The sequence below is a fragment of the Mycoplasmopsis maculosa genome, assembly GCF_900660665.1.
Lineage (GTDB): Bacteria > Bacillota_I > Bacilli_A > Mycoplasmatales > Metamycoplasmataceae > Mycoplasmopsis > Mycoplasmopsis maculosa.
The window spans coordinates 728,632-745,320 of sequence record NZ_LR215037.1 but is presented as its reverse complement, the minus strand read 5'-3'; the positions used below and the strand labels follow the sequence as shown (position 1 = coordinate 745,320).

The 16,689-nt window shown below is 25.0% G+C and carries 11 protein-coding genes; 8 read left to right on the top strand and 3 right to left on the bottom strand.

Going from position 1 to position 16,689, the window contains the following annotated elements:
- Nucleotides 1-9 precede the first annotated feature (9 nt).
- The 3 genes from EXC47_RS03070 to EXC47_RS03065 all read right to left on the bottom strand — a co-directional run bounded on the left by EXC47_RS03070 (nucleotide 10) and on the right by EXC47_RS03065 (nucleotide 9,341).
- On the bottom strand, nucleotides 10-6,468 hold the full coding sequence (locus EXC47_RS03070) for a hypothetical protein (RefSeq protein WP_223211712.1): 6,459 nt from the start codon (nucleotides 6,466-6,468) through the stop codon (nucleotides 10-12).
- 106 nt (nucleotides 6,469-6,574) lie between these two features.
- Nucleotides 6,575-8,755, bottom strand: a complete 2,181-nt coding sequence (locus EXC47_RS03995; RefSeq protein ID WP_223211711.1) for a hypothetical protein — start codon at nucleotides 8,753-8,755, stop codon at nucleotides 6,575-6,577.
- A gap of 139 nt (nucleotides 8,756-8,894) precedes the next feature.
- Nucleotides 8,895-9,341, bottom strand: coding sequence for an RpiB/LacA/LacB family sugar-phosphate isomerase (locus tag EXC47_RS03065; RefSeq protein WP_129647024.1), 447 nt, complete (start codon nucleotides 9,339-9,341; stop codon nucleotides 8,895-8,897).
- Nucleotides 9,342-9,452: 111 nt separating this feature from the next.
- Here EXC47_RS03065 and EXC47_RS03060 point away from each other — a divergent pair, with 111 nt between their 5' ends.
- The 8 genes from EXC47_RS03060 (at nucleotide 9,453) to EXC47_RS03030 (ending at nucleotide 16,638) form a co-directional block, all read left to right on the top strand.
- Entirely contained in the window at nucleotides 9,453-11,507 is a 2,055-nt protein-coding gene (locus EXC47_RS03060; RefSeq protein WP_129647022.1) for an Mbov_0121 family peptidase domain-containing ABC transporter, read from the top strand.
- A gap of 31 nt (nucleotides 11,508-11,538) precedes the next feature.
- A complete protein-coding gene (locus tag EXC47_RS04050) occupies nucleotides 11,539-11,883 on the top strand; it encodes a hypothetical protein (RefSeq protein WP_408634261.1) in 345 nt (114 codons plus the stop codon).
- An 18-nt stretch (nucleotides 11,884-11,901) separates the two neighbouring features.
- Nucleotides 11,902-12,387: an rRNA maturation RNase YbeY gene (gene ybeY, locus EXC47_RS03055; RefSeq protein WP_129647020.1), complete on the top strand. Its 486-nt coding sequence runs from the start codon at nucleotides 11,902-11,904 to the stop codon at nucleotides 12,385-12,387.
- Entirely contained in the window at nucleotides 12,377-12,769 is a 393-nt protein-coding gene (gene cdd, locus EXC47_RS03050; protein WP_129647018.1) for a cytidine deaminase, read from the top strand. Before ybeY ends, cdd begins: the two co-directional genes overlap by 11 nt.
- Nucleotides 12,769-13,647 (top strand): GTPase Era, encoded by an 879-nt coding sequence (era, locus tag EXC47_RS03045; protein WP_129647016.1) that lies wholly within the window; start codon nucleotides 12,769-12,771, stop codon nucleotides 13,645-13,647. Before cdd ends, era begins: the two co-directional genes overlap by 1 nt.
- Nucleotides 13,648-13,666: 19 nt before the next feature.
- Nucleotides 13,667-14,704 (top strand): aminopeptidase P family protein, encoded by a 1,038-nt coding sequence (locus EXC47_RS03040; protein ID WP_129647014.1) that lies wholly within the window; start codon nucleotides 13,667-13,669, stop codon nucleotides 14,702-14,704.
- Between the two features lie 104 nt (nucleotides 14,705-14,808).
- Nucleotides 14,809-16,245: a proline--tRNA ligase gene (gene proS, locus EXC47_RS03035; RefSeq protein WP_129647012.1), complete on the top strand. Its 1,437-nt coding sequence runs from the start codon at nucleotides 14,809-14,811 to the stop codon at nucleotides 16,243-16,245.
- A 30-nt stretch (nucleotides 16,246-16,275) separates the two neighbouring features.
- Nucleotides 16,276-16,638 (top strand): MG284/MPN403 family protein, encoded by a 363-nt coding sequence (locus tag EXC47_RS03030; protein WP_129647010.1) that lies wholly within the window; start codon nucleotides 16,276-16,278, stop codon nucleotides 16,636-16,638.
- Nucleotides 16,639-16,689: the final 51 nt, after the last annotated feature.

The following is a 16,689-nucleotide window of genomic DNA, read 5'->3' as shown; positions in this document are numbered from 1 at the left end:
TAAATTCTTCTATGAAGTTGGATTAGATAATTTATCTATTTCACTTTGAATTCATTTTAAATGATCGTTTAAATCATCTAATGTCTTAGATAAATCATTCATCATAGGTTGGTGAACATTTGTATAAAGATCTTCTAAATTAGCTGGTTGAAGAGTTAATAATTCTGCTCATTTTGTTCTTACTTCATTTAATTTATTTTCAAATGTTTCAGTATTATCAGTAGAAGAATTTTCTCTATTAATGTTTATTATTAGATTTTTTAATTGTCATCAAGTTTGTAATTCTTGAGTATTTAATTGGTAATTTTGATCAGAAATAGTTGTCTTCAATTGATTAATTGGTTCTTTTATATCATTCCATTTAAGTTCAGATGATTGACTAATGCCATTAGTTCATCTTTCTATATCTTTTAATAATCTACGTACAGTTCCTTTTGGATCATTTGTAGATTCATTCATAGATTCAGCAAAAATACCCACTAAATCCGTATTTATAGGTCTTTTACCAATTCCTACTTTAAAAGTTTTAATTTCATTAATTGCATTTTTAACTGTAATTAAAAATTCTGAATAAACTTCTTTTGAACTATTTGAAGAGAATTTAAATGATTTAATTTTACTAATTGAATAAGATAATTCAGGTTCCTTATTATTAATTTGAATATTTGAAGCTGATAATGTGTTATCAGATGATTCTAAATCAATATAATCTTCCCCATTACCATTTATTACTTTTGAAACTCCATTATATGAAACATTTAAAGAACTTGGTAAAGCAAAAGCTGATTTAGTTTCGTTAGCTTTAAAATGATCTAAACCAGATGTAGTTAATATATATGGCTTAACTTCTGTTCATGCAGTAACTTTTAAACCAGTGGCATTATTTCTAACTTCTTGTGGATTTATAGCAGAAACTCAACTAACTCTTATATATTTAGCATTTATAGGTGTGAAATTTGTTCTTATTCTTACAACTTGATTAACATTATTTGCATTTGTATTATGTGAACCTTGATCACCATATAATTGAGCAAATTGGTTAAAACCATTGTTGTTATTATCTTTTATAGTATCCGGTCTATCAAATAAACTAATTGTTCCATTATTTCTATTAAATCTTTCTTCTTTAAATCAATCATAATCAAAAACGTGACTTTGATTTTGAACATTTTCTCATGATTGTCCATCATCTGAGAATGAAATACGAACTTCTCTAGGAACAACATGATCATATCTTCCAGAAGAACCACCTGTAAATCTAACAAAAAGATCCATTCTTGCATATCAAGCATTTTCTTCTCTATTATTTGAATCTTTTTTATAGATTACAAAATTATTATTATTTTGTTCAATATTATAATCACCTCAAGCTTCATATCTTGACCCGCCACCATAATTATTATCTACTAATTTACCAATATTATTAGGAGTACGACTTCATTCAGCTTTTGTTCCTATTTGTGAACTACCTTGTAATCTTGTTATCATACTTGATTCAAAATTAATATTATTTTGTGGAGTACAAAAAATAATGAAACTTTTAATTTTTTGTGAATCTTGATATAAATTATAAATTGTTTCGCCTTCAGAACCAACTGTTGTTGTTTTTGTAACTTCTTCTTCATTATCAGTAGAAACAACTTTTTTGTAAATTTGATTTTCTTCTAATTTTGGTAATACATTTAGCACATTTCTATCTACTGAAGCTCATAGTTTATTATCAGTAACTGAATCATTTAAATTTGATGTTTCTAATGTAAATGGAACATTACTAAATTTAGCATTTGAAGGTTCTTCATCAAATTCAACTGTCATTCTTGCTGCATCAACTTTAGGGATTTCAGTATTTTCTATTTCATTAATTAAATCTGTGATGTTTGATTCATTTAATAAAATAGTTTGGTCTTTTAAAGGAACATTAGAAATTGTTGTTTTATCTATTCTATATTGATAATTTGAAGGAAGATGTTCTAATTTAGATCTTAATGAACTAATTGCTGTATTCATTTTACTTTCTTCATTATCAATTAAAGTTGTTGTTTCAGAAATTTCACTTACTTCATCAGCATCTGCGCCTCTAGTATTTATTTTGTTTGTTATATTTGTTCTAACATCATTATTTAGAGGTAATCTATTTCCAAGATAATCTAAAGCATTTCTAGCAGCATTATCTAAATCTGTTTTTAATTGTTTTAATTCTGACTCAATTGTTTCTAATTGACTTATTTCTCTTAGTTTATCACTTTGCAATTTATTATTTGCAGTTGTAATTAAAGTATCAATTTCAACATATTTTGGATTAGTATTAGGAAGAGCTTGTAAAGCAGTTTGTATTAATTGATATTTAGAAGCAAATTCAGTTGCTTTTGCTATTGCAGGTTCTTTAATTTTACTATTTATTTCTGAAACTTCATCATGTTCATTATTCATAGCATCAAGAAGAGCTTGCAATCTTACTCTTTCAGTGTTTTGTTCTGGTAATTTATTAATTTCAGCTTGGGCTTGTGTTTTAGCAGTACTTAAATCATTATTTAATGTTATAAGTTCATTTTTTAAAGTTTCAAATTCTCTTTGTTCTTTTGGATGAGTTTCTTGATCAACATCTTGACCATCAATTAATTTTTTAATAGCCACTTTTCTTGGGTGAGTTTCTTTAAGATTAGAATTATTTAATTGAGCTATTATATCTTGTTTAAGTGTTTCTATTGCAGATTTTTCAGTTTCTAATTCATTTTTAATAGCAGTAACTTTTTCTTTATTATTTACCAATTCAGCATAGTAATTATCAGCCATTGATGTAGAATGTTTAACTTTTACTGAATTACCTTCTGGTAACGCTTTATAAGATTCTCTTGCTTGTGATAATAAGGCGTCTAATGCTTGTTTTTCAGAATCTATTTGTTGTTTTAAAGCACTAATTTTTGAAACTTCATTAACTTCTTCAATTAAAGCAGATATTTCAGTTGAAATTTTAGCAATAATTTCTGAAGCAACAGTGTTTTCAACTTTTGCATTTGTAGGCAATTGTTGGTCAATATAACTTTTTACTTCTGATATAGCCTCAGTTAATTTAGTTTTTTCAGCTTGAGCTGCAGCTATTAATGAAGTAACTTTATTTACATTGTTTACACTGTCTTTATTTGCAACAACTCCATCAATTCTTGTTTTTTCAGCATTTCCTGCTGGTAATTGATTAATAAATTCAGTTAAGCTTGCTTTTGCAGCTTTTCATTCAGTAGCTTTTGTTTGAGCATTATTACCTGAGGTTTGAATTTTATCAACTTCATTATTATCTGAATCTTTTTGTTCTATTTTTTGTTTTATAGAAGCATATTCTTCATGATCAACAAGCTCTTCTACTTTTCTTAAAGCTTCAGTAACAGCATTATTTATTGAGTTTAATTCTGTTTCAGCAGCTTGTTTAATTTGTTCTATTCTAGCAATTGAATTACTTTCAGAACTATTAATTTGGTCTAATTCAGCTTCTTTTGTTGTTCTAATAGTATTGCCAGTTGGTAATAAAGCAAGTTTTTCTCTAGCTTCTCTTTTCTTGTCTTCAAAGTTTTTAAATGCTTCAGCAGCATTTTTAATATCTTGAATTTCACTAGCTGTTAATTCGTCTTTTGGTTCGTCTGAATCAGCTTTTTTCAATTGTGTTAATAATCTTTGTTTTTCTGTACTATCAGAAATTGAATCAATAGCTGCTTTAGCATCAGTATAAGCTTGTGTTCTAGCCGCTTCTTGTCTTTCATTACTTGAAGAAATTTCATTTTCTATTTCTTGCAACTTATCTGTTGTTCTTTCAGATTCATTATCACTGTTCATTAAATTATTAACTCTATTAATAAAGCTTTGTCTTTGTTGTGGGTCTTGAATTTTATTTGCCTTAGCTATTAATTCAGCTGCTTTTGTTTCTAATTTAGTCTCTTTGTTTACTTTATTTAATAAGTCATTAAGATCAGCAATAGTTTTTGTTGGATCATTTATAAGTTGTTGTAAGGCTTTTTTCTTATTAGAAAGTTCTTTACCTTCAGATTGTCCTAAAGCATCAATAGCAGCATTTCTAGCTTTTGCAACTTCTGCTTGTGCTTTTTGTTTTAATTCGTTTAATTTTTCTTCTGTTTGATTTGCTTCATTATTAACATCTGCATTTAGTGATTCATATGAAGTAGTATTATCGCCAGTAGCTTCTAATCCATTTGCCAATGCAATAGCGGCTTTAGCAGCATTTTTAAGTTCTTCAATTTTATTATTTACAGCTGTAACAATATTATCTAATTCAGCTAAATCAACAGTTCTATGACTTGCATCGTCAGAAGGAGCAGCTTGGTCTTTTCTAGAAACAAGTGAATTTTTAAATTCGGTACCATCTTGAAGTTTTCCAAGAGCTTCATTAACAGCTCTTCTTTTAGCTTCAATTTGTTCATCTTCTCTTGCTTTTTCAGCTTGAGCTTCTTGTAAGATTGTTGCTGCTTGTTCTTCAGTAGTAGCTGAATCTAATCTAGATTGCAATTCAGTTTTTTTAGCTGAATCTTTTGTTCTTAATCTATTAATTTCAGCTTGAGCTTCAGCTTTTTTAGTTTCGAAAGCTTTTTGTGTTGTAACTTTATTATCTAATGTATTTGCTTCTGTTGTAGCTTGTGAAGGATCTGCAATTGAATTAATTCTTTCTAATTCTTTTTCATATTCAGCTTTTTTAACTGTATCAGAAATTTGAGTTATTTTATCTCTTAATTGTTGTTTTTTAACTTCTAAATCTTGAGAAACTCTTTGTTCATTTGAAACTGCAGAATCTACATTATTAGCTAAAGTAGTTAAAGCATTCTTAACTTCTTCTGTGTTTGAATTTGGTTGACCATTTTTATTTAAAGCAGATTCTAATTGAGCAAGTAATTCTTCTTTTTTAGCTTGAGTTTGAAGAGCATTAATTCTATCTCTTAATTCTTGAGCTTTTTGTTTATTAGCTAATTCTTTATTTTTGTAATCTGTAGCTTGTGCTCTAATTTCATCTGCTTTTGCTTTAGTTTCAGCATTATTTAATAAAGTTTGTAATTCTGATCTTTTTGTTTCATTTTCAATATTTGCAATTTCGTCTGAAGCTGCTTTTTTACTGTCAGTATATTCTTTTTTCTTTATTATTTCATCTTTTTTAGCGATAACTTCATCCATATCATTTGCTGAATTAAGTTCATTTGCTAATTGTCTTTTATCTTCTTCTGAAATATTCTCAGCAGAATCTAGTTCTTGTTGAGCCTTTTTCTTTTCTTCTTCTTTACTTTCTTCAGATTGAGCTTCTTTTAATAATTCATTAAATGTTGAATAATTTGAAGAATTATCTGCTTCTGCTTTTGATATTTTTTGTAATAATTCTTGTTTTTTAGGATTTGTATCATCTAATTTTTCAACTTCTGCTTTTGCTTCTAAAATTTTATCATTAACGATTTTTTCTGCTTTAGCCTTAACAGTTTTTCTTTCTTCTTCTGTTGAAGCATTTATAAGTTCAGAATTCAATTTTGATGATTCTTCATCAGCACCAGCTAATTTATTAATTGCAGTTTTTGCTTCATTTAAAGCAGTTGTTAATTTTTCTTCAGCTTTTTGTTTTGCTGTAGCTACTGCTTCTTTTGCTGCTTCAATATCACTAGTTGTTCCATTGTTAATTGAATCTATTAAAGCTTGTTTTTCTTCTGAATCAGATAATCTATTAGCAACTTTTAAAGCTTCATCTTTAACACTTTGAAGTTCTAATTCTTTATTAATTTTATCTTTTTGTTTTGTAATATCATTAAAAGCTTCTTCACTTGAAGGATTAATGCTATTTAATGAATTTATTAATTGTTCTTTTTTATCATTTGGAAGGTTTGAGCTATTAATGCTTTCTTTTAAGTCTTCAATTCTTTTATTTGCTAAACCAGTTAAACCAATTTGATCTTCTAATGTTTTTTCAGCTTCTTTTGTAAGTTTATCTAATTGTTTTGCAATTTCAGCAGCTGCAGATTTTTGATTTTCGTAATTCAATACTTTTTCAATTTCAGCTTTATTATTTGAAAAATCATCTAAAGATTCAGTTTCATCAACTTGTGATAATAATTCAGCTTTTTGAGAATCAGATAAATTTGTTGCTGAGTTAATTTTTTCTTTAAGAACATCTTTTTTAGCTTCTAATAACTTAGCTTCTTTATTTTCAGTGTTTTGGTTAAGAATTTCATTTTCAATGGCTTTTTCAGCTTCTTGAATATCTTTATTCACTTGGTTGTCTAATGCTTTATTTAACTCTACTTCTTTTTCTTTTAAATCTTCTAAAGTTGTTATTGAGTTAATTTTTTCTTTTTCTCTTTGTTTTTCTTCTGGTGTTAAATTTGAAGATTCAATTCTATCATTAAGAATTTCTTTTTGTTTTGAAATTAAAGAATTTGAGCCTTTTTCTTCAATAATAGCTTTTTCAATTTGTTTTTGAAGTTTATCCAATTCTTCTTGTTTTTCTAAAGTATTTAAATTGCTATTAGAAATAATTTCTTCTATTTTTTGTTTTAAATCATTGCTTGTTTCGCTTGATAAAACTTCTGTTAATTTATTAAGTTCTTCTTTTTTTAGTATTTAATTTTTCTTCTGGTGTCACAACTGCTGCTGCAATTTTTTCTTTTAATTGAGCGACTTTTTCAGGATTTGAAACTTTTGAAGCTAATCTATTTAAATCATTTATTGTTTCACTAGAATTATCTAAATTAGAATTAAGTATTTTATCAAGTGATGACTTTAATTCTTCTTTTTTCTTTGGATCCTTAATATCTTCAATTAATGATTCAACTAATTTTGCATCATTCTTGTTTTGTATAACTTGACTTTCTTCTTTTGAATCAAGAATAGATTGAATTTGTTCATTAATATTTCTAAGTTCGCTTAATGAAAGATTGTTAGAATCTTCTAACATTTTTTCTAAAGCTTGCTTTTTAGGGTTTGAACTATCTATTTGTTTAACAGATTCTATAGCTTTTGCCAACTCATCTTTTTTATCTTCAGAATTTGCTTCTTTTTGAGCTTCAGATAAAAGTTTTTGTAATTCATTAGAATCTTCACTTGAAAGATTATTTATTTTATCTCTTAATTCAGATTTTCTTGGTTCTTCAATTGTATTTGCTATTTTTAGTGCTTCATTCTTAACATTATTGAATGAAATATCTTTATTAACTTTGTTAGTTAATTCTTTTAATGCTTCTAATGAATTATCACTATCTTTTGAAATAGAATTAGCTTCTGATAATAATTTTTCTTTTTCTTCGCTAGATAATGAAGAATTATTTACCAAATCAATTAAAACTTCTTTTTTAACATCGAAAACTGACTTAGAAGTGTTTTTATTTTCAGTTGCTAATTGATTTTCAACTTCATTTTCAATAGAATTTAATAAAGTATCTACTTCTTTAGAGTTTTCTCTTTGCTTTTCTTTTTCTAATTCTTCTTTTACTAATCCTTTAGTTGTATCAAATTTTGATAATGAATTTGCTTTATCAACTTCTGATAATAATTTTTCTTTTTCAGAAGGTAATAAAGTTGAAGAATTAATTTTTTCTTTTAATTGATCCTTTTTGATTTTTAAAAGTTCTTCTTGAGATGTTGAAGAAAGTATTGCTTCTTCAATTGTTTTTTCTAATTCTTTTACATCATCAATTTTCTTTTTATCTAAAATTGCTTCTAATTTTGTTGAAGCTCTTCCAAATTCTTTTTCATTTGTTGTTGCTTCAATTTTAGCTATTTCTGATTTTTTTTCTGAATCTGAAAGAGTTGATGAATTAATTCTATCTTTAATCATCTCTTTCTTAGCTGCTAATAATTTTTGTTCGCCGTCTTCTTCTCTAATAGCTTCTTCAATTTTCTTTTGAATTTCTGCTAATTTTCTTAATGATGAAGCAGGATTATCATTAGCATTTTCTATTGCTTTTTCTAATTCAGCTTTTAGATCATTTAATTTTTGATTTGTAGATTCAAGGTTTAAAGTAGCTAATTTATCCAATTCAGCTTTTTTTAATAAAGCTTCTTTAGTTGGAGTAACAATAATTTCTGAAATTTTTTCTTTTAATTCATCACTTTTGTTTTTGTCTTTTACAAAACTAGCTAAATTGTTCAAATCTTGTTCTAGTTGTTTTGAATTATCAGAATTATTTTTTAACAAATCTAATTTATCTTTTAGTTCATTAGCTTTATCTTGGTCTTTAATAGAATTAATCAATACTGAAAGATAATTTTCTGTTTGATTATTTTCTGAAACACGTCTTGATCTATCGGCATTATATTCTTTTTCAGCTTCTTGTTCAATATTTTGTATTTCAAAAATTTTAATTTCTTCTTTATTTAAGGAATCTAATAATTTAGACTTCAATTTATTGTCAACATTTAAACGATTAATCGCTTCTAAAGCTTTTTGTTTTGCTTCTTCAACTTTCTTTGGATCTTCTTTACCACTTGCAATTTCATCTAAAATTTCTTTTGCTTCTTTTGAAATTGCTTTAAATTCCTCATATGTTTTAGCACTTTTTAGTTTTTCTAATAAGCCTTGTTTTTTTGAGTAATCATCAGGTATAGCATTTACCAAATTTGTTGCTTCTTTTTTAGCTTTTTCTAATTTTGTTCTTTTTGAAATAATAATACCTGTTATTGCAGCTGTTGCAGCTGTTGCGCCTAATAAAAGAACACTTGCTGTCGTTGCAAATACTATCTTTTTCTTTTTATTTTTCTTTTTATTTTCACTATTATCCATAATATATCTCTATCCATAATATATCTCCTTAATTTAATTTTAATTTTATTGAAATATTATTAAATGTTTACAATTAAATTATATATTTATATGTAACATTTATAAAAAAACATATGAAATAAGCCATATGTTAATAAAATTATTCTTCAAATTCTTCAATTTGTTCAATTCTTGATTCGTGTCTTCCACCTTCAAATTCAGTTTTAATGTATTCGTTTAACATAGCTTTTGCTTCTGATACAGGTGTATAACGACCTGAAAATACAATAACGTTTGCATTATTATGTAATTTTGCCAATCTTGAATCCTCAACTGATGTAACACGTGCTGCTCTAATTCCTGAATGTCTGTTTAAGGCATAAGAAATACCTAATCCTGTTCCACACATACCAACACCAAATTCAACATCATTGTGTTTAACATAATCTGCTAATTTATGACCTTGAGTAGCATATGATGTTGAAACCTTATTGTCTTCTGGACCTAAATCTACAACTTCATATCCCATACTTTTAACATAGTCTCTTAATTCATTCTTTAATTCAACTGCTGCATGATCACTTGCAAAAACAACTTTTTTACCCATAAGTTCTCCTTAGATTTTTTTAATTTACATGTAATATTTTAAAATAAAGCTTAATTTTTCCAAAAAAATCTTTATTTTTTTATCTTTTTTTAAAAAATAAACAAATTTTTTATGAAAATAAATAAACAAATAGATATAAAAGACTGTGCAATTTCTATATTGCAATACATTATAAGAAAAAAGCAAAAAATAAATGTAGATGAAAATTATTTAAAAGCTAATGTAAATTATGGTGAAAATGGCATTAATGGAACGACCTTAATTCATTGAGCTGATAAATTCGGGATAAAAATAGTTGGCACAAATGGAGACACAAATGCGTTTTTTTCTTTAGATAAAAAAGAATTTCCTATTATCGTTTTAATTAATAACAATGGATTACAACATTATGTTATTCTTGAAAAAATTAAAGGTGATTTTTTTTATATAAATGATCCTGCTAATGGAAAAATTAATAAATTAAAGTCAAAAGATTTCGAAAAACTTTTTTTAAATATTGCTTTTTTTATTACAGAAGTAAGTGAAATGTCAAAAGATAAAGTTTTTAAACTAGAAGATAAAATTAATAAACTATTGCCTAAAAAAACTGATGTCTATATTTTATTATTTATTGCTGTATTAAATAATTTTTTAATATTTGGTTCTACATTTTTTATAAAAATTGTTTTTGAATATATAATACCTAACTTAGCCAAAAACACCTTATTTATTGTAGCTTTTATTTTTATATGAATTAATCTCTTAAGATTTACTAATCAATATATTAAAAATATAATTGTAAAAAAGATAACTAATAAAATTGAATTAAATATACATAATGAATTTTTTAAAAAAATTTCAAACTCTTATCATAATCAATTAAGCAAAATTAATACAGTTGACTTTTATAAAAGATTAGGTTTTATTAATCAAATTGCAAATAATCAATCAAATTTTGCTTATAGCATTTTAAATCAAATAATAACAATTATTGTTTCATTTTTCTTATTAATATGAATTAACTATAAACTTTTTATAATTGTTAGCATTTGTACTTTTTTTCTTTTAATAATAAATTCCATCTATCAATATTACATAAATAATACATACAATAAATTTGTTTATTCATCTATTAGAAAAACAAAAGATGAAATTGACATAATTAATTTAAGAAATCAAATATATAATACTGATATAAGGGACTATTTATCTTATAAACTAAAAAATGCTTTTTATGATTTTAAAAATAATGAATATAAATTTAGTAATATACAAAATAATAATTTGTTAATAAATAACTTAATTATAGGTAATATTGGTATTCTAATAATAAGTATTTCAACAATAATGATAATTAATAATAAATTTAATAGCTCAGATTTAATGCTATTTTTGACTAGTTCTAACTTTTTTACAAATCCTTTACTAGAAATATCAGGAATAATAATGACAAGAATGCTAATAAAAAAGCACATTCATCAATTAAACTATATTTTTAATTTTATTGAAAAAGATTATAAAAACGGAATTACAATAAATAAAATTAAAAATATAAAAATAAATAATTTAAGTTTTCAATATGAATTAGGAAAAAATATTATTAACATTAATGAATTTTTCATAAATAAAAATATTCAGCTAACAGGGAAAAATGGTTCTGGCAAAAGTACTTTTTGTAATATACTTGTAGGAAATATTATTAACTTTTTGGGAACTTATTCAATAAATGAAGTTTCATTTGAAAATATAAATAAAGAAGCTTTTTTGAATTCTTGTTGTTATATTTCAACAAATGATTTTATACCAAATGATAATATACTTAATTTAATTTCTTTAAACCAGAATGACTATAAAAAAGAATTTTTTAATAATATTGAAAAATACAACCTAGGAAATCTATTTTCAAAATTTAAAATAAATATCAACTCAGAAATTAATGATAGTGGTAAAAATATTTCAAATGGGCAAAAACAATTTATTAATTTATTAAAATTATTTATTAAAAAATATAAATTAATAATTTTAGATGAGGCTTTTGAATCAATAGATATTGAAAATTTTAATCTTATAAAAGAAATGATAAAAAAATATCAAAATGAAGCTTTTTTTGTTGAAATAAGTCATAGTAAAAAATATATTTTTGAAGAAAATGAGGTAAATTTTGAAAAAATTAACTCATGTAGATAAAAAAATATTTATTATATTTTTTTTAATTTTAGTGTTTTTTATACTAATAATATTTTTTTGCTTTTTCTATAAAGTAGATGAAATAAAACATATTATCATAAAGTCTATCAACAAAAATAGCACAGAATATGAAATACAAAGTAAAATTTTTTTCAAATTAAAAATAAATCAAAAATTAAATGTTTATATTGACCAAAAATACTATGAAGCAGTAATATATAACATAAAATATATTGATAACAAAACTATACTTGACATAAGGTTTGAGGATGTAAATATTAAAAAATATATAAAAATTAATGACTTTTTTGAAACAAAAGTATTCGTAGGAACTACCAACTTTTTAAATATAATTTATGGATTTAAAATAATTTAAATAATTTATAATTTAATTATGATTAAATTAAATATTGATATTAAATATAATGGTTTAAAAACTTTTAGATTTAAAAAGGAGTTTAAACAAATTTTAAGAAATTTGCAAACTTATTTTAAATTAGAAAATAAAGAAATTTCAGTTGATGTTTTAATAACAAACAATGAAGAAATTAAAAAATTGAATAAAAAATTTAGAAATAAAGATTATGCTACAGATATTTTATCTTTTGATTTTAGTGGAAAAGATATTTATAAAAATCTTCCAATTTTTCCTTTAGGAGAATTAATTATTAGCCATGAAAAAGTCAAACAACAAGCAAAAGAATTTAATCACAGTATTAAGAGAGAATATTGTTATTTATTTACTCATGGATTAGTTCACTTAATGGGTTTTGATCATGAATTAGAAGAAGAAAGAATACAAATGAATAAAATAGTAGACGATATTTTTAAACCGTTAAATATCAATAGAAAAAGAGAGGAAAAAGAAAATGGAAATTAAAGTATTAAAAGGGCTTTTAGAAAAATCATATTGTCCTTATTCAAATTTTAAAGTTGCAGCTATTGCAATTGATAATGAAGGCAAAGAATATCACGGTGTTAATGTAGAAAATGCTGCATTCCCATCAGGTTTATGTGCAGAAAGAAGTGCATTATTTGGTTCAGTTGCCTATGGAGGAAAAATGGGTAATTTTAAAGAAATACACATAATTTCTTCTGGCAAGGATTTCGTTAGTCCTTGTGCAGGATGTCGTCAAGTTATGACAGAATTCATGCCAAATGATGCATTAGTATACCAATATAACGGAGAAGGAACTGAATATAGAGTTAACAAATTGGTAGAACTAATACCTTATCCAATTAGAAGTGAGCAAATAAAATAATGAAAGTTTGTTTTGCAAGCATTATCGGTAGACCAAATGTTGGTAAAAGTACTTTATTAAATAGAATTATAAATTACAATGCCGCTATTGTTTCCAACACACCTCAAACTACTAGAAATCAAATAACAGGTGTTTTAACTGAAAATGGATATCAATTAATTTTTGTGGATACACCTGGTATTCACAAACCAATAAACTTGTTAGGTGAATTTTTAAACAAAGATGCGTTTGACTCATTAAAAGATATAGATTGCTTATTATTTTTATCACCCGCAAATGAAAAAGTACTTTCTGGTGATAAATTGATTTTAGAAAAAATAAAAAACATTGAAAATAAAATCGCGGTTATTTCAAAAATAGATTTGGCTAAGACGCCAGAACAAATAAACGAAAAAATAAGTGAACTACAAAACTATAATTTTAAACATATAGTTTCAATATCTGAAAATAACTTCAAATCTATTGAATCTTTAATTCAACTTATTAAGGAATTTTCTTATGAAGGAGATCCCTTTTATGAAGAAGATTTTATAACAGATAAAACTATGCGTTTTATATCAAAAGAAATAATTAGAGAATCTGCTATTAATTTACTTCATGATGAATTACCGCATTCGATAGCTGTAGAAATTAATGATTTTTTTGAATATGAAGATTTTGTTGAAATAAATGCAACAATATTTGTTAAAAAACGTTCCCAAAAAGGCATTTTAATAGGGAAAGATGCTTCAATGATAAAAAAAATAGGAACTATTTCAAGAAAAAAAATACAAAATCAATTAGGTATTAAAGTGGTTTTAAAAACTAATGTTAAAGTTGCTGAGAAATGAGTTGATGACAAGAAAATTTTAAAAAGATTCGGTTATTTTTCAGAATAATATAAAAAAGGATTTAATTATGAATAAAAATAGACTCAATAAATTATTTTTAGAAAAAAATATTGAGGCCATTGTTTCTCCGGCCCCACAAACTAGATTATGATACTCAAAAGTTCAAACAACTGACGGATGAATTATAATTGAAAAAAATAAAGCTTATTTATTTGTAGATGGTCGTTATATTGAATATGCTAGAAATAATGCAAAAAATGTTGAAGTTAGATTATTAACACAAAATTCTTTAATTGATTTTTTCAATGAAAAAGGCTATAAAAAAATTGCAATAGAAAAAGATTATGTTTTATATTCGCAATATCAACAAATTTTAAAACTTGTTAAGCCTACAACTGTTGGTTTAATTCTAGGTCAAGAATTAAGAATTCAAAAAAGCGAAGAAGAGTTAGAATTAATGCAAAAAACAGTTGATATTTCATTACAAGCTTATGATGAATTAATTAAATGAATTAAACCAGGACAGACTGAAAAAGAAGTTGCAGCCTATTTAAATTATTTACTTAAAAAACATGGTGCTGATAAAGAAAGTTTTGATGAAATAGTTGCAACTGGAGCAAATTCTGCTGAACCTCATCATCATCCAACTGATAAAAAAATAGAAATTGGTGATTTATTAAAAATAGATTTTGGTGCTTTATATAAAGGATATAGCGCTGATATTACTAGAACTATTATTTTCGGTGGAGAAGAAAATGCTAAAGATAAGAAAGCAGTTGAAATATTAAATATCGTTAAAGAAGCTGCTAAAAAGGGCAGGGATGCAGTTAAACCTGGAATAAAAGCCAGTGAAATTGATAAAATTTGTCGTGAATATATAACAGAAAAAGGTTATGGCGAATATTTTGTTCATTCTACAGGTCATGGTTTAGGTATTGATGTGCATGAATTACCAAGTGTTGGTTCAAAAAGTGATTATATTTTGGAGCCTGGAATGATAATAACCGTTGAGCCTGGAATTTATATTGAAGGATTAGGTGGAGCTAGAATTGAAGATGATGTTCTAGTAACAAACAACGGTCATTATGTAATATCAAGAAAATAGTTTTATGACGCAATTTGCGTCATTTTTTTACTAAAAAGTTAAAAAAAGTCATTAAAATGTATATTTTTACAATATTTCAACTTTCAATATATAATTAATATACTATGAAACAATTAGAAAAAATTACACCTTTAGAGCAAGATTTTGCAAAATGATATACAGATGTTGTAAAACAAGGACAATTAATTGATTACGGACCAATAAAAGGAACATTAGTTTTCAAACCTAATTCATATGGTATTTGAGAACTTATTCAACAAGAACTAAATAAAATTTTTAAAGAAAATGAAATTCAAAATGTTTATCTTCCACTTTTTGTTCCTGATAGACTTTTAGCTAAAGAAAAAGAACATATTGCAGGCTTTAATCCAGAATTAGCAACAATAACAAAAGTTGGTGATAAAGAACTAGATGAAAAAATTTATATAAGACCAACTAGTGAAGTTCTTTTTGCAGAAGTTTTTAAAAATAACATAGAATCATATAAAGATTTACCTATAATTTACAATCAATGGGCAAATGTTGTCAGATGAGAAAAAACAACCAATCCTTTTTTAAGAAGCAGAGAATTTTTATGACAAGAAGGTCATACATGTCATTCAGACACTTTAGAAGCTAGACACTTTACTAAAAAAATGATTTCAATATATGCAAAATTTTTAAAAAATTATTTGGCTATACCTACAATTTTAGGAAAAAAAACACCACATGAAAAATTTGCAGGGGCTTGTTCTACTTATACTATTGAAGCTATGATGAAAGACGGTAGAGCTTTGCAAGCTGGAACCAGTCATTATCTTGCCCAAAACTTTTCTAAAAAATTTGAAATAGAATTTAAAAATATAAAAAATGAGAAAGAGAATGTTTACCAAACATCATGAGGGGTATCAACAAGATTATTAGGAGCCATAATCATGACACACGGTGATAACAGAGGAATTATTATCCCGCCTAGAGTTGCACCAGTTCAAATTGATATAATAGAAATATTAGCAAATAAGGATTCAAGAGTTCATGAAAAGGCAACTGAACTAAAAAAAATATTAGGTAGAAAATATAGAGTTAGACTTGATGATACGGATAAATCTGCTGGATATAAATCTTCAAACTCTGAAATACAAGGTACACCTTTAAGAATTGAGATTGGACCTAAAGATATTGATAATAATAGCGTTACAATTGTTAGAAGGGATAACTTAGAAAAAATAACTGTTGCTATCACCGATGTTAAAAATATTATTGATAAATTATTAGATAAAATTCACGATAATTTATACGAACAAGCTAAAAAAAGACTAGATGAAAATACCATTTTTGTAGATACATACGATAAATTTAAAGAAGGTATTTCAAATAGTAAATTCGTTATTGCACCATTTTGTTGTTTAGGAGAAGCTGAGGAAAAAATAAAAGCTGAAACAGGTGCTACAACAAGATGTATTCCTAAAGAATTCGACAAGCCTTTAAAGAAGAATAAATGTATTTTTTCTTCTTGTTCAAATGAAACAAATCTTTATGTAGTTTTTGCAAAAGCCTACTAGTTTAGTTTGTTCAGAAAGGCTCACTAAATTATGATTAATGTTGATTATATAAAAGAAATACATTCACTTTTAAGAAATAATGAAAAATACAAAATAGTTCAAACTATTTGTAATTTAGAAATAAATAAACTTAAAATTAATGAAATGAATAAAAACGGTATAACTATTACTTCATTAGATCAAATTAATAATTATAAACTTAATAAAATTCATGGAAGAATAAAAGATACAATTTCTAAATTAAATTATGCAAATAAAATTATTTTATTAAATGATTTTATTTTTAAAAATGAAAATAATAAATTTTGATATGAAGAGTTTTTTTCAAAATCAACATATTACAAAAAACGTGCTGAAGCTGTAGAAGAATTTTTATTTTACTTCTTAAACTAATGAAAAAGCAGTTAATAACTGCTTGCCACATTGTAATTTACATCTTGACAC